The 13,928-nt window shown below is 68.3% G+C and carries 11 protein-coding genes; 5 read left to right on the top strand and 6 right to left on the bottom strand.

All coding sequences use genetic code 11. The annotated features are described in order from the left end of the window. The first annotated feature begins 4 nt into the window (after nt 1–4). The 4 genes from ACIRVK_RS38770 (at nt 5) to ACIRVK_RS38755 (ending at nt 6,622) form a co-directional block, all read left to right on the top strand. Nucleotides 5–2,425 carry a glycoside hydrolase family 3 N-terminal domain-containing protein gene (locus ACIRVK_RS38770; RefSeq protein WP_404255723.1) on the top strand — a complete coding sequence of 807 codons (2,421 nt, stop codon included), beginning with the start codon at nt 5–7 and terminating at the stop codon, nt 2,423–2,425. Between the two features lie 274 nt (nt 2,426–2,699). Next, on the top strand, nt 2,700–3,494 hold the full coding sequence (locus ACIRVK_RS38765; protein WP_404255768.1) for an SDR family NAD(P)-dependent oxidoreductase: 795 nt from the start codon (nt 2,700–2,702) through the stop codon (nt 3,492–3,494). 920 nt (nt 3,495–4,414) lie between these two features. Then, nucleotides 4,415–5,344 carry an ADP-ribosylglycohydrolase family protein gene (locus ACIRVK_RS38760; RefSeq protein ID WP_404255722.1) on the top strand — a complete coding sequence of 310 codons (930 nt, stop codon included), beginning with the start codon at nt 4,415–4,417 and terminating at the stop codon, nt 5,342–5,344. Between the two features lie 198 nt (nt 5,345–5,542). Beyond that, a complete protein-coding gene (locus tag ACIRVK_RS38755) occupies nt 5,543–6,622 on the top strand; it encodes a protein kinase family protein (RefSeq protein ID WP_404255766.1) in 1,080 nt (359 codons plus the stop codon). A 246-nt stretch (nt 6,623–6,868) separates the two neighbouring features. Here ACIRVK_RS38755 and ACIRVK_RS38750 read toward each other — a convergent pair whose 3' ends face one another. Continuing rightward, on the bottom strand, nt 6,869–7,579 hold the full coding sequence (locus tag ACIRVK_RS38750) for a class I SAM-dependent methyltransferase (protein ID WP_404255721.1): 711 nt from the start codon (nt 7,577–7,579) through the stop codon (nt 6,869–6,871). Between the two features lie 121 nt (nt 7,580–7,700). On the opposite strand from ACIRVK_RS38750, the gene ACIRVK_RS38745 reads away from it, so the two are divergent. Continuing rightward, nucleotides 7,701–8,399: a TetR/AcrR family transcriptional regulator gene (locus ACIRVK_RS38745; protein WP_404255720.1), complete on the top strand. Its 699-nt coding sequence runs from the start codon at nt 7,701–7,703 to the stop codon at nt 8,397–8,399. A gap of 583 nt (nt 8,400–8,982) precedes the next feature. Here ACIRVK_RS38745 and ACIRVK_RS38740 read toward each other — a convergent pair. The 5 genes from ACIRVK_RS38740 to ACIRVK_RS38720 all read right to left on the bottom strand — a co-directional run bounded on the left by ACIRVK_RS38740 (nt 8,983) and on the right by ACIRVK_RS38720 (nt 13,809). Further along, on the bottom strand, nt 8,983–9,657 hold the full coding sequence (locus ACIRVK_RS38740; RefSeq protein ID WP_404255718.1) for a class I SAM-dependent methyltransferase: 675 nt from the start codon (nt 9,655–9,657) through the stop codon (nt 8,983–8,985). Between the two features lie 162 nt (nt 9,658–9,819). After that, nucleotides 9,820–10,281, bottom strand: a complete 462-nt coding sequence (locus ACIRVK_RS38735) for a hypothetical protein (RefSeq protein ID WP_404255716.1) — start codon at nt 10,279–10,281, stop codon at nt 9,820–9,822. A gap of 198 nt (nt 10,282–10,479) precedes the next feature. Next, nucleotides 10,480–11,841 (bottom strand): glutamine synthetase family protein, encoded by a 1,362-nt coding sequence (locus tag ACIRVK_RS38730; protein ID WP_404255714.1) that lies wholly within the window; start codon nt 11,839–11,841, stop codon nt 10,480–10,482. Next, nucleotides 11,841–13,358: an amino acid permease gene (locus ACIRVK_RS38725; RefSeq protein ID WP_404255712.1), complete on the bottom strand. Its 1,518-nt coding sequence runs from the start codon at nt 13,356–13,358 to the stop codon at nt 11,841–11,843. The genes ACIRVK_RS38730 and ACIRVK_RS38725 overlap by 1 nt, the downstream gene beginning before the upstream one ends. Before the next feature lie 100 nt (nt 13,359–13,458). Continuing rightward, complete coding sequence (locus tag ACIRVK_RS38720) at nt 13,459–13,809, bottom strand: hypothetical protein (protein ID WP_404255710.1); 351 nt, start codon at nt 13,807–13,809, stop codon at nt 13,459–13,461. Nucleotides 13,810–13,928: the final 119 nt, after the last annotated feature.

Below are 13,928 nucleotides of genomic sequence, written 5' to 3'. Positions count from 1 at the left end.
CGCCATGACCGACGCACGGTCCCGCGCCGTCGAGTTGCTCGGTCGCATGACCCTGCACGAGAAGGTCGCCCAGCTGACATCGGTCATACCGACGATGCTCTTCGACGCGAACGGCATCCGCCCCGAGGCCGCCGCGGCCAAGCTCGCCAACGGCATCGGCTACGTCGAACCGCACATGGGCGGGTTCCCGGCGAACGCGGCCGAACTCGCCCGGCTGAACAACGCCGTGCAGCGCCATCTCGTGCACGAGACCCGTCTTGGCATTCCGGCGATCATGCACATCGAGGCGCTCAACGGCGTGAACGCGCCCACCTTCACCTCGTTTCCCACCGCGATCGCTCTCGCAGCCACCTGGGACACAGCCGCAATCGGCGAGATGGCCGCCCTGACGCGCCGGCAGATGCGATCCGTGGGCCTGCACCACGCCCTGTCCCCGCTGCTCGACGTCGCCCGCGACGCGCGATGGGGCCGCGTACACGAGACCTACGGCGAGGATCCGTACCTGGTCAGTGCGCTCGGTGTGTCCTTCGTACGTCATCTGCAGGGCGAGTCGTTCCAGGACGGCGTCATCGCCACCGGCAAGCACTTCCTCGGGTACGCCATGAGCGAGGCCGGACTCAACATGGCGACCGTGCCGGTGGGAGCGCGCGAGCTGCGGGAGGTGTACGCGCGCCCCTTCGCCGCCGCGATCCAGCTCGCCGGTCTCGGATCGGTGATGAACTCGCTCGCCGACTGGGACGGAGTGCCCGCGGCCGCCGACCCTCGCGTCTTCCGCGAGTTGCTGCGCGACGAGCTCGGCTTCGACGGCACCGTCGTGTCGGACTGGTCCTCGATCGAAAACCTCGTGACGCATCACCGTGCCGCGCGCGACACCCGCGAAGCCGGCGTCCTGGGGCTGCGGGCCGGCATCGACGTGGAACTGCCCGAGCCGATCGGTTACGGCGAGAACCTCGTCGAGGCCGTCCGCGCCGGTGAGATCCCCGAAACGACCGTCGACGAGTCGGTGGTTCGTGTGCTGACGCACAAGTTCCAGCTGGGCCTGTTCGACAACCCGTACGTGGAGACCGACCCCGTCGAGATCATGTCCGTGGCGCAGGAAGGACGTGACCTCTCCCTGCGCCTCGCGCGCGAGTCGGTCACCCTGCTCAAGAACGCCGACGGAGTGCTTCCGCTGAGCGGCGCTCCCCGCATCGCCCTCATCGGGCCGCACGCCGACCGGACCGGCGCGGCCTTCGCGCCGTACACCTTCCCCTCCTTCATCGCGCTCACCCGGGCGATGCTGAAGGGCGCGACGAGCTCGATGGTCGGAGTCGACGACATCGGCTCCTTCGGCCCTGACGACGCCTACGTGCACCAGGAGGTCGGCGACCTTCTCGCTATGGACGAGGACGAGTTCGCCCGAAAGCAGTACGGCGCGGTCTCTCTCGCGGACGCGCTGCGCGCCGCACTCCCCGACGCGGACGTGGTCGTTGCCGCGGGATGCGGAATCACCGATGGCGCCGAGGGGATCGGGACAGCCGTCGAGGCCGCGCGCGACGCCGACATCGTGGTTCTGGCGCTCGGCGGCCTGGCCCGGTGGTTCTTCAGCGAACGGACAGAGGGCGAAGGCGCGGACATCGCCGATGTGGGGCTGCCGGACGTGCAGCGCCGGCTCGTGCACGAGATCGCCGCGCTCGGCCGGACGACCGTCGGCGTGATCTTCTCCGGACGCCCCGTCGCCCTCGGTGACGTCGAGCCCCACCTCGACGCGATCCTCCTCGGATACCAGGGCTCGCAGTACGGCACACGCGCCGTCGCGGACATCCTGACCGGCACAGCCGAGCCGCAAGGACGCCTGCCCTACACGGTTCCCCGCTCCAGTGGACAGGTTCCTATCCACGCGGGCCAACGGTTCGGCAGCGGATACCGCCGTCACGAAGGCGACCCGCACGGCGGATACGTGGACGAGAAGGCAGGACCGCTCTACCCGTTCGGCCACGGCCTCACCTACACACGCTTCGCCTACTCCGACCTCAAGCTCAGCAGCACAGCGGCCGCGCCCGACGGCGCCGTCGACGTCACTGTCACCATCGAGAACAGCGGCGACCGCTCAGGTGTGGAGCTCGTTCAGCTCTACGTCGAGGACGACGCCCCCGGCATCGCACGGCCGGCACTCCAACTCACGGGGTTCCATCAGCTCGAACTGCAGCCGGGCGAACAGGCAACGGTGACGTTCGCACTCGAGCTTCCGCTCCTGGCCTACCTGTCTCTGGACGACAGATGGATCGTCGACCCGGGCCCCATGTGGATCTCCGTCGGCTCGTCGTCGAGCGACCTGCGCCTGCGAAGCCGCTTGGACGTCGTCGGTGACACCGCCGACGTCACCGAGCGGAGGGTCTACCTGACCCCATCCACCACGACTTCGCGCCGCATGACCGCAACGTGACGCAGAGGGTCACTGCCCGACGTACCGCCGCATAGTCGGCCAACAGCAGCCCGCGGGGAGCGGCCCTGACACCGCCCCCGCGGGCCCTTGGGCACGGAGTGCGGAGGAGCTGGGGCAGCCACCACCAAAGGGAAGCATCGCCCCAACCACCGCCCCGCGGACCACCCAGCAGCGCGCCAAAACGCGTCCGCGCAGGCGGCCGACCCGAGGCCACGCCATCACTTCACCAGCCGACCGGCCACCGGACTCACTCACCAGAAACTGGAGCACTGCCATAAACCGTTACCACGACCGCCGTGTCCTGATCACCGGAGCAGGCTCCGGCATCGGCCAGGCCACCGTCCTGCGCATACTCGCCGAAGGCGGCCACGTCGCCGCCGCCGACGTCGACACGGCCGGCCTCGCCGCCACCCGCAAGCTCGCCGCCGACACCGGCACCAAGGCCCGTCTGCACCCCATCCAAGTGAACATCGCCGACGAGACCTCCGTCCGCGAGGCCGTCGCGGCGGCCCTCGCCGCCCTCGGAGGCAGCCTCGACGTGCTGGTCAACGCGGCCGGCATCCTGCGCTCCTCGCACACCCACGAGACCAGCCTGGAACAGTTCAACCAGGTCATCGCGGTCAACCTGACCGGCACCTTCCTGATGATCCGCGAGACGATCCCGGCGCTGCTCCAGGGCAAGAACCCGGCCGTGGTCAACTTCAGCTCCACCTCGGCGAGCTTCGCGCACCCCTACATGGCCGCCTACGCCGCCAGCAAGGGCGGCATCCAGGCCATGACCCATGCGCTCGCCGGCGAGTACAGCAAGCAGGGCATCCGCTTCACCGCCGTCGCGCCGGGCTCGATCTCCTCCGGGATGACCGACGCGAGTGGCACCAGCAAGGAGAACGTCGGCCCTGGCCTGCCCGACGACGCGGACTACGAAGTCATGATGAAGCTGGTCCCGGCCATCGGCCAGGGCTTCGCCGGGCCGGAGACGGTCGCGGGCGTCGTCGCCATGCTCGGCTCGGTGGACGGCGCGTTCATCACCGGCACGGAGATCCGCATAGACGGCGGCACCCATATGTAAGCGATTGCGGTGTCAGCGGCGGACCAAACTGGAGGCCCAGCCCATCAGTTCGGGCTGGAGCCGGGCCTGGTGGTTCTCTCGTGTCGCGGTGTCCCTCGCGTGGGTCGACACCCCAGTCGGCGTCCTCGCCTTCCTCCGCGGCCCCGGTTTCTTGTGCGTGGTCAACCTCTAGGACGAGCAGTACCAGCTGCCCGAACACACCGTGACCTTGCCTGCCAGCGTGGACCACGCGATCTGGCTCAGCTCTGACGGTTCCCTCCGGGGGTAATGCCCCCTCCCGATTCGCCCGGGCCTCTCCGGTGTCACTCCCCGCTGACCGGAGAGGCCCGGGTTCGTTGGACAACGGACAGCTGTAAACCCTGTCCATAACTTCTGCTCAGCGATCCAGTTGCGCGGCAGTGCCTCATCCCGCGGGAGCTGCCGGTGGGCTTCCGCGAGCATCGGCGTGATCGGAGGAGTCAGGGCCACACCGTCACATCTACGCTTACCCGCCCCTCCTCGCGCGATGGGCGAACCCGGATGGTCCCAGCTCAGGGCAGCAAAAGTTCGGCTCCGTGCCGGCAGCGGGAGGACGATTGCGCCGCGCTGGACCATGGTCCGTGGACTGCTCAACAGCGCATAACAGGAGTTCGACGGCCACCGGACCGTCGTCTGGCGTGAGAAGGACACCGTCCGGCTGCAGGCCCGCTCCGGGCGTGACGTCACCGCGGTGTGGATGGACCTGGCCCTCGCGGCCTTCGACATGCTGCCGCCCGGCGTGGTGCTGGACGGAGTTATGTGACCTGTGCGGGTGTCTCAGCCCCAGGGTGTCTCAGGTGGCGCACCTCTGTAGACGAGAGGCGTTCGCCGCCGATGGTTCAGGGAGCTGAAGAAGGAACAGGGCCGTGCGGCCGTCAGCGCGGCACAGATAACCTGCGCGAATGAAGCGGATTCAGCGGGCCGCTGGCGCGGTCGTCGGCTCAGCGGTGGGTGACGCCCTGGGCGGTCCCTTCGAGTTCGGTCCCCAGGGAGCGTTCTCCGCGCGGTTTCCCGCGCCTGGTGCCGGTAGCGAGATGTGCGGAGGCGGTGGCTGGGACCCCGGCGAGGCCACTGACGACACGCAGATGGCCGTCCTGGTCGCGGAGTCGCTGCTGGAGCGGGGCGGACTGGATCTTCCGGACATCTTCGCCCGCTTCCAGCGGTGGGCCGCTTCAGACCCCAAGGACATCGGCCTGCAGACCGAAGACGTCCTGACCAACGGCATGCCCTGGGACCTCGCCGCCGCGATCCATTTCCAGGTCAACCAACGAGCCGCCGGAAACGGCTCCTTGATGCGGGCATCGACCTCCGCAGTCCACTTCGCGGCCGCCGGCCAAGAAGCCACCATGGACGCCGCGCGCCGCATCGCTGCTCTCACCCACGGTGACCGCGCGGCCTGGGAAGGAACCGCGATCTTCCACGAACTCATCCGCGTCACGTTCGAGGACACCGACCCCCTCACCGCGCTCCCGGACATCCTGGCTCATGTCCACCCCGACCACCGCAGCCGCTACGCCACCGTCCTGTCGCCCGACTGGCACCCCGATCAGGCAACCGAGTTCAACGGTGCCGTCTGGCCCTGCCTGGGCTCCGCCGTCTGGGCCCTGCGCACCACCACCAGCTTCGAAGACGCGATACGCGCGGCAATCGACCTCGGCGGCGACACGGACACCGTCGCCGCGGTCACCGGAGGCCTCGCGGGGGCGTACTACGGGCTGGACGCAATCCCTGCCTGCTGGACCCAGCCACTCCATGTCCCCCTCCCAGGCTTCGACGGACGGGTACTGCACGTAGCAGATCTGCTCCACCTTGCATACCGCCTCGGAGGCTGAACCGGGTGCTGCTCCGCGGCGGCACTCTCCACGAACTCCAGCCCTCAGTGCGGTTCCTGAGCCGGTCATGGCAGTGCAGTGACTGCAACTTCTCGTTATTGATGTTCACGTACAGTGCTTGGGCAGTTGGTGGACACCCGCGTACATGACGGAAACGAGGTCGGCATTCCGATGCACGTAGCAGTCGAGCGTCCCGGCATGTCGGAAGACGCGCGTTTGGCCGCCCACAGCGCTGTCTCCACGTCCCTCGCCCTGCGAAGTGATCGCCAGCTGGGCGAGCTTGTGGACGCTGCCGTGCCGCTTGGCTCCGGTATCGGCGGGAGGTCCGCGCTGCTGGAGGTCGGTGGGAAGCCGGTCTTCGTGAAGCGGGTGCCGCTCACGGACATGGAGCTTCTTCCGGAGCATGTACGGTCCACGGCCAACCTGTTCGAGCTTCCCACCTTCTGCCAGTACGGCGTTGGTGGGCCAGGCCCGGTCGGGCCCAGTTTCGGGGCGTGGCGGGAGCTCGCCGTCCACATCATGACGACGAACTGGGTTCTCGGAAGGCAGTACCAGGGGTTTCCGTTGATGTACCACTGGCGGGTGCTGCCGGACACGTCCGCGCTTTCCGGGGAACTCCCGGACGTGGAGCGGGCCGTGGACTATTGGGGAGGCGGTCCGAAGGTACGCCGTCGTATCGAGGCCCTTCAGCAGTCCTCTGCGAGCCTGACGCTCTTCCTGGAGTACATACCTCAGACGCTCCACGAGTGGCTCACCGAGCAGGTAAAGGCTGACGATGAGTCCGCTGACCGGGCCTGCTCCCTGGTGGAGGACGGGCTGGAGGCCGGCACGTCCTTCATGAACGTTCGCGGGCTGCTGCACTTCGACGCCCATTTTCAGAACATCCTGACCGACGGCCGACGCCTGTACTTCGCCGACTACGGACTCTCCCTCTCCTCCCAATTCGATCTGTCACCGTCCGAGACCAGCTTCTTCGAGCTGCACAGGACCTACGATCGCTGCTACACGCGCAGCTGGCTGGTGAACTGGCTGATCACGCATCTCTACGGATACAAGTACGAGCGGGAAGAACGTTGCGCACTCATTCGGGCATGTGCGGAAGGGAAGGACCCGCTGGGCGGACCGCAAGAGGCCAGAGCGATCCTCTCCCGCCATGCACCGCTCGCCGCAGTGATGACGGACTTCTACGGCAAGGTCCAGGATGAGAGCAGGCAGACCCCGTACCCGTCGGAGGCGCTCCGCCGGGCCCTCGATGCGGACAGGCCGCGTCGCAGCTGAGCAGGAACTCAACGGTGTGGCTCCTGGAGGCTGGGCCCGTCGCAACGCGAGGGACTACGAACGCCTCATGTCCCACGCCGAAGCCCACGTCCAGTGGGCCTTCATCACCCTCATGACCCGCCGCCTCACCCGATGAAACCGCCGGACCGAGGCGATCCGCACCTCCTTTGCCGCAGCCGCCTGACGATGCCATCAGCTGCCGTTCGGTTCGGCGTCCATCGACGCTCAACCGAACGGCAAACCCGATCACCCCCCCCCAGCAGCAGGACGCCGGTACCTGCGGAAACAGGATGTGACACAGGCACTGAGGGCGGGTAGGGCGCTGTCGATCGTGATGGGATCGATGGCGTCGATCCGCCACCCGTCGGCGAACGCCGTGCGGATCTCCTCCGGTGTCAGCCGGTGTACTCGCCCGGATGGGGTCGGCGGCTCGTCGCGGAAGCAGAGCATGAAGTAGCGCCCGCCGGGTTTCACCGCGGCGCGCAGGCTCTCGACGTAGGCCGCACGCTCCTGGCCGCGGAAGCCATGGAAGACGAGGGAGTCCAAGACGACATCGAACCGCTCGCCGAGGTCGGCCAGGCGCCGGGCGTCGTGGCGCATGAACCGTCCGGTCACGCCGTGTTCTTCCGCCTTCTTCGCTGCAAGATCCAGGGCGTTGGTGGCGAGGTCGATACCGGTGGCCTCCAGTCCGAGTCGTGCGGCCATGAGCGTGTGCTCGCCGGTGCCGCAGCCCACATCCAGCACCCGGCCGTGCAGGAGCCCCGCGTCGGCGAGGGCGAGGAAGGCGGGCTGGGGGCGGCCTATGTCCCACGGCGGCGGGCTCGCGTACAGCTCCTCGTGCCGGACACCGGCACCGGTCGCGCCATGGCGACGGGGAGCGTGGGGCGGGCCGACACGGTCGGCGTCGACGTCGCGGAACGCGGGATCGGGGGTCGGCTCGTCAGCGGGCTGTGCCATGAGAAGCACTCCTCTCCGTCGCGTGGAAGGACGGATCTCCGCGACGCCCTCAGCTTTATCGAGACACTCTGTCTATGTCAATCCAAAGTGTCTGAGCATCGTCATCGCGTACACTTCGTGGGTGCCGAAGCTGTGGAACGAGACGATCGCCGAGCACCGCCGCACGGTCCGCGAAGCGACCTTGGAGACCACTGCGGCGCTGGTGGCCGAGCACGGACTGGCGTCGGTGACGATGTCGCAGATCGCCAAGGAGACCGGCATCGGCCGGGCAACGCTGTACAAGTACTTCCCGGACGTCGAGTCGATCCTGGCCGCGTGGCACGAACGCCACGTGACCGCGCATCTCGAACACCTCGCCCGCATCCGCGACCAGGCGGGCACCCCCGGCGAACAGCTCGAAGCCGTCCTCCACGCGTACGCGGACATCACCCACCAGCGCCCCCAGCACACCGAAATCGCGGCGCTGGTGCACCGGGGCGAGCACGTCGCCCACGCCGAGCAGCACCTGAACGCCCTTGTGCGGGACCTCATCACCGAAGCCGCGCGGGCCGGTGACATCCGCGACGACGTCGCCCCCGGCGAGCTCGCGGCCTACTGCCTGCACGCCCTGGGCGCCGCGGGCAGTCTGCCGTCCAAGGCTGCCGTTCACCGGCTGGTCGCGGTCACGTTGGCTGGCTTGCGCCCCTCGCCGCCGGTGCCCGATGCCAACGGAACCAACCGGCCTCCCCGGCACGTCGCCGCGGCGGGCGGCTCATCGTCCACCCCGACGCATGGCCCCGGGCGCCACACCGTCCACGCTCGTCCATCGACCGATACATGAGCGGACTCAAGACGCGATCCTGACGGGTGACCGCAGGCCCCGCTGCCTCCTTTTGGCTGCTGACTCGCCTGCCAGGTCGTCGGCCGCGACTCGATGCACCCGAAGCGGTTGATACCCCGCCCCGGTATGGTGAGGCGGGTGACCGCGGTCGGCGCGTCGAACGGTGAGGAAGGGAAGGGGACGGCACGTGGGCACCGGACATGCAGGCAGGCGGGGCGTCGCCCGGCTGCGGGCCGTGTGCGCGGTGCTCTTCGGCCTGTTCCTCATGCACGGTCCCCGGCGAGTGCCGCCGAGGGCTGCCACGGCTCCATGCCCGCATCCGCGCCGATGCCACGCCGGCCACGATGCCTCCCCGATGAGTACGGCTCACGCGCCCGCCACCCATCACCCAGGACCGGTTAAGGCTCTCCAGGCCGCCGGGGCTTCCGGGATGGCTGGGGCACTGTCCGTGGTCCGAGCCCGTACCTGGCCTGTGTGACCGCGAAGCGCGCATCCTGCTCCTCGTGCCCCCCGAAGCGACTTCGGGAGCCGGACGAGCAGGGCCGGGGGACGTCGCTCTGCGGCGCTGGCCGACTTTCGGGGATCAGGCGGAAGAGGCGCGCACGATCAGCGTGCCCAGCTCGCCTGGGTCGGGGGCGGGGAGAACGGTGGCTTCGATGTCGAGGAATCCGTGGAGTTTGAGGATGTCGGCCCACTGGGCAGCGGTGTGCTGCCAGCGGTAGACGGTCAGCTCTGTCTCGCGGCCCTCCAGCCATTTGCCGCCCATGGCCTGCGCCCCGTACTGCCCGACGATCGGCTCACGATGGGAGAAGGCGAACACGCCGCCCGGTGCCAGACGCTTGGCGATGCGGGGGAAGAGGTCTTCGGGGTCGGTGAACCAGACAGCGCCCCACGTCGAGTAGATGGCATCCCATGGCCGCGAGTCCTCCTCGAGGAAGGTGCAGGCCTCGGCTTCCACGAACGTCAGCCCTGGCAGGTCACCCCAGAACGCGCGGGCCCTGGCGGTCTGCACAGCCGAGAAATCCACGGCCGTCACCTCGACTCCCCGGCGCGCCAGGAACGCAGCGTTCTCGCCTTCCGCTGGCCCCAAGTCCAGCGCCGTCTTGGGGAGGCCCAGAAGTTCGGCCCCAGGCCCGTACCCGGGGATACCGGTCCAGTCGAAGCGGGCCGCCGCAGGGCGGGGCTGCGGTCCCTCGCCCCGGTAGGGCTTGTACTTGTCCCAGTACTCGGCTGCGGTCTGCGGGGCGGCGCCGGACATCGGTTCCTCCGGGAGAGAGACGGGCTCCAGGGCCGCAAAGCTACTCGTGTCTCTCCCGTGCCGTACGCGAAAGCCGAAAACTATCTCAAACACATATAGATGTGCCCGAAGCCGCCGGTGGCGGCCCCGGGCACGGGGGTTGGCCCTTATAGGCCTACGGGCTCAGTGGCAGTTCGAACCGGGCGAGCAGGGCCCGCACTTGGAGAAGTCCGCCTCCCACAGCGACCAGTCCACAGGGAACCCGTTGTCGGCGATGATGTGAGCCGTCCGTTCCACCGAGCCGTCGTACTTGAACGCGATCTCCGGGATGTGCTCCAGGAACTTCCCGTCGAACCACCGGGCACAGAACTCGCGGTAGTTACGGGTGTCGAGGATGAACACGTGGACGGCGATGTCCACGATCCGCCCGCAGCACATCTCCAGCTGCTGGCCCCACTTCTCCATGGCCGTGATCAGGTAAGAGACGGCCGCCGCGAACAGCCGCTCGGCCATCACCCGGTCGAACGGGTAGTCCCGCATCAGGAGCGTGACTTCCCGCCCCCAGACGTCAGGAGCGACGTAGTCCTTGGGGTCACGGGTGACCGGATATTCCTCACGGTCCTTCGTGATGGTCGGTGTTGCCATTGAGAGCCCTCCGTTTCCGGATTGCGTGGCGCTACCTACCCGGCCGGCGGTTGCCGGCCGGGCCTACCCCGTACCGCGCAGGCTCGTGGGCCGCGGTGGCGGGTGCCGGGCCCTCGATCCCCCGGACACCGTCCAGCCAGGGAACGAGGAACTTGGTCCTGCCACCGAGGGGAGTTACACCCGGTGGCAGTGGGCAGGTCAGCGGAAGCCGCGTTGTTGTTCCACGTCGCTGACGTGTTTGCGGTGCCAGGCGAGTTCGGTGCGTGCCGCTTGGGTGTAGTGGCGGACGACGTTGTTGCCGAGCAGGTGGTGGGCGATGGTGCTGTGCTCGAAGTGGGTGAGTGCTTCGGCGAGGTCGGCGTAGAGCGGCACGGTCGCCTGGTCTTGGTAGGCGTCGCCCTCGCAGGCTGGCCATGGTGTGAGTTGTTCTTCGATGCCGTGGGTGATGGCGGCGGTGTAGGCGGCGAGGGCGAGGTAGACGTTGGCGTCGGCGCCGGCGAGGCGCACTTCGAGGTGCGAGCCGGGGCCGTGGCCGCAGGCGCGGATCGCGCAGCCGCGGTGATCAATACCCCAGGTGTAGTGGGTGGGGGCGAACGAGTGCGGTTGAAATCGTTTGTAGGAGTTGACGGTGGGTGCGTAGAGCGGGGCCAGGTGCGGCAGCGCTGACAGCAGTCCTGCGACAGCGTGTTCCATCAGCGGGGGGAGGCCGTCGCCGCGGCGGTGGGTGAAGGCGGGTTTGTGGTTTTCGTTCCAGAGGGACAGGTGGAGGTGCAGGCCGCTTGCGACGCCGGTGGCGGGGGCGGCCATGAAGACGGGTGTCATGCCGTACCGGCTCGCGGTATGGGCGACGAGGTGCCGGAAGACGGTGTAGTGGTCGCAGGCGGCGAGGGTGTCACCGTAGGCGAGCGTCACCTCGGCCTGGCCTGCCGCTCCTTCGGCTTTGATGGCCTCGTACCTGATCCCGGCGTCGGTCAGCGCGCCGGCCAGGTGGTGGAAGAAGTCACTGATTTCGGGTGGCTGCTGCAGGGCGTAGTCGAGGTTGGCCGACCATGCCGGGGTGCGGCTGTCCCCTCCGCCGGTGTAGAGCAGGAATTCGGCCTCGATGCCGGCCTTCATGTCGTATCCCAGGTGGTGCAGGCGTGCGAGTTGCGTTGTCAGCAGCTGTCGGGGTGCCACCTCGACGGGGGAGGTGTCGTCGTGGACGGGGGTGCCGAAGATGAGGGCGGTGTGGGGCCGGTGGGGAAGCCTGTGGACCTGGTCCAGGTCGGGGATGACGAGGAAGTCTCCGAAGCCCTGGTCCCAGCCGGCGGAGTCGAATCCGTCCAGGGGCGTCATGTCGATGTCGGTGGCCAGGATGTAGGAGCACATCTCCGCGCCGCTGGTCATCCGTTCCAGGAAGACGTCCGCGTTGAAGATCTTCCCCATGAGCCGGCCCTGCAGGTCGGGCACGGCCAGCATGATGGTGGTGACGGCCCGGTCCTCGAACAGGCGCCGCAGTACGGTGCGGTTGACCGGTCCGGTGGGCCGCGGTCTCGTGGCGGGGCTGGTGGTGTTGGTCATCAGAAACTTTCGCTGAGGAGGGCTTCGCCGGGCTGGGCGGTTGCGGCGGCGGTGATCTGGTAGTCCCTTCTGCCGCGGGTGATCCAGGTGGCCCAGGCCAGCAGCAGTGCGGCCAGCAGGGTCAGTCCGGCGTAGTTGAAGGACTGCGCGGTGATAGGTGTGGACTGCGGCAGGCAGAACACCGCGGTGATGATCGCGACGTAGGCGACCGCGGCATATCCGATCGGGCGGCGCCAGCGCCCCAGGCTCCACCGGCCCGGCTGGTACGTGGCTCCCTTGCGCAGGGCGAGGAAGACGGGGATGCCGTAGGCCGGGATCATGCCGACCGCGTTGATCGCGGTGATCGCCCCGTAGGCGGCGGGCGAGAACAGGGCCGGCAGGGAGAGGACGAACGGCACGATGATGACGAACCAGACCGCGCGGGTGGGTGTTCTCGTGCGGCCGTTGACAATCCGCCAGGACTGCCAGCCCGGCAGGGCCCGGCTGCGGGAGAAGGCGTAGACCATGCGGCTGGCGGCGGCCACCTCCGCGGTCCCGCAGAACAGCATCGCCACGATGACGACCAGGAGCAGGGCCTTGGCTCCGCTCGCACCGAGGACGTCGAGGAAGATCTGCGCGGGCGGCACACCCGTCGCGGAGTTCTGCGTACCCGCGTAGTCCTGCATGGCGAACAGCAGCCCGGCCAGCAGCACGAACCCGGCGGCCCAGGACACCCAGATGGAGCGCACGATGCCGCGCGGCGCCGAGGTCTGGGCGTCGGTGGTCTCCTCGGCCACGTGCGCGGAGGCGTCGTAGCCGCAGAACGTGTACCCGGCCAGCAACGAGCCGATGAGCGCCACGTAGACGGGGTGGGAGAAGCCGGTGTCGTTGTGGAAGTGGGTGAACACGAAGCTCGGCGACTGGTGCTGGACAGGGGCGATGGTCAGGGCACCGACGATGACGGCAACGCCGCCCAGCTGCCACCACACCGAGATCGAGTTCAGCACGGTGACCAGGCGCACCCCGGCCGAGTTCAGCAGGCCGTGCACGAGCAGGATGCACCCGAAGATCAGCATGGTCGTGCCGGCCGTAGGCGTGACGCCCCACTGCATCTGCACGAACGCTCCGGCGAAGGCTGCGGCCCCGTAGTCGATCCCGGCGATCGCGCCGAGCAGGCCGAGCAGGTTGAGCCAGCCGGTCACCCAGCCCCAGCGGCGTCCGCCGAGCTTGTCGGCCATGAAGTACGGACCCCCGCTGGTCGGGTAGGCGGAGACGACGTCGGCCAGGGACAGGCCGACCAGCAGCGTCAGAAGGCCGATGACGACCCAGCTGCCGAGCATGACCGCGGGCCCGCCGTGGGACAGGCCGAACCCGAACAGGCTCATGCCGCCGGCCAGGATGCAGATGACGGACAACGAGATCGCGAAGTTCCCGAAGGCGCCCATCTTGCGGGAGAGCTCGGGCTTGATGCCCAGATGGGCAAGGAAAGCATCGTCCGAGCTGGCTGGTTCAGCCGTGCCGGCTCTTCTGTGAGACACCAGAGATCCACTTTCGAAAGGAGAAGGAGGGTGTGGGGACAGTTCAGGGCGTTGATCACGCTGGGGAGGCGGGGCCCGGCTGTGCATCGCGGCACCCCGGCTAGCGCAGGACGGATGCGCGGATGCGGAGGAACTGGTCCCTCCAGTCGCTGGAGCGGCCGAGACTAGCGTTGATGTCCTGCCACGGCTGTCGTGTGACGTAGGGGCCCATGGCCCGGAACACGCAGGCTGCGCGTTCGTTCTCGCCGCAGGCCACCAGGGCGTGCGCGAGATGGCTGAGGTCCGGCAGCGGCAGCCAGGGGTATTCGACCGGCGGAATGCGGGCGAACCAATCGTCGTACGCGTGGCAGGCGTAGTGCCGCACCTGGGCGGTCTGCCAGAACTGCAGTGCGCCGCCCCTCCCGTCTCCGTGTTTCTGCCGGTACAGGTGCATCAGCGCGTACAGGGGCATGACCTGTAACTGGGCGTTGAGTGGTGGTGACTTGCGTGAAAGTGTCCGAGGCATCTTGCGTGAAAGTGTCTGCTGAAAATGTACTTTGACCTGTGGTTATGGCGAACCAGATCTCTTTG

This window comes from Streptomyces sp. NPDC101152, from assembly GCF_044768275.1.
Taxonomy (GTDB): Bacteria; Actinomycetota; Actinomycetes; order Streptomycetales; family Streptomycetaceae; genus Streptomyces.
Note: the sequence above shows the minus strand (reverse complement) of the source record. Positions and strands in the feature narration are given on the sequence as shown.

Coding starts and splice junctions, on each gene's coding strand:
- ACIRVK_RS38770 (WP_404255723.1), top strand. CDS start 5: ATGACCGACGCACGGTCCCGCGCCGTCGAGTTGCTCGGTCGCATGACC.
- ACIRVK_RS38760 (WP_404255722.1), top strand. CDS start 4,415: ATGAAGCGGATTCAGCGGGCCGCTGGCGCGGTCGTCGGCTCAGCGGTG.
- ACIRVK_RS38755 (WP_404255766.1), top strand. CDS start 5,543: ATGTCGGAAGACGCGCGTTTGGCCGCCCACAGCGCTGTCTCCACGTCC.
- ACIRVK_RS38750 (WP_404255721.1), bottom strand. CDS start 7,579: ATGGCACAGCCCGCTGACGAGCCGACCCCCGATCCCGCGTTCCGCGAC.
- ACIRVK_RS38740 (WP_404255718.1), bottom strand. CDS start 9,657: ATGTCCGGCGCCGCCCCGCAGACCGCAGCCGAGTACTGGGACAAGTAC.
- ACIRVK_RS38735 (WP_404255716.1), bottom strand. CDS start 10,281: ATGGCAACACCGACCATCACGAAGGACCGTGAGGAATATCCGGTCACC.
- ACIRVK_RS38730 (WP_404255714.1), bottom strand. CDS start 11,841: ATGACCAACACCACCAGCCCCGCCACGAGACCGCGGCCCACCGGACCG.
- ACIRVK_RS38720 (WP_404255710.1), bottom strand. CDS start 13,809: ATGCCCCTGTACGCGCTGATGCACCTGTACCGGCAGAAACACGGAGAC.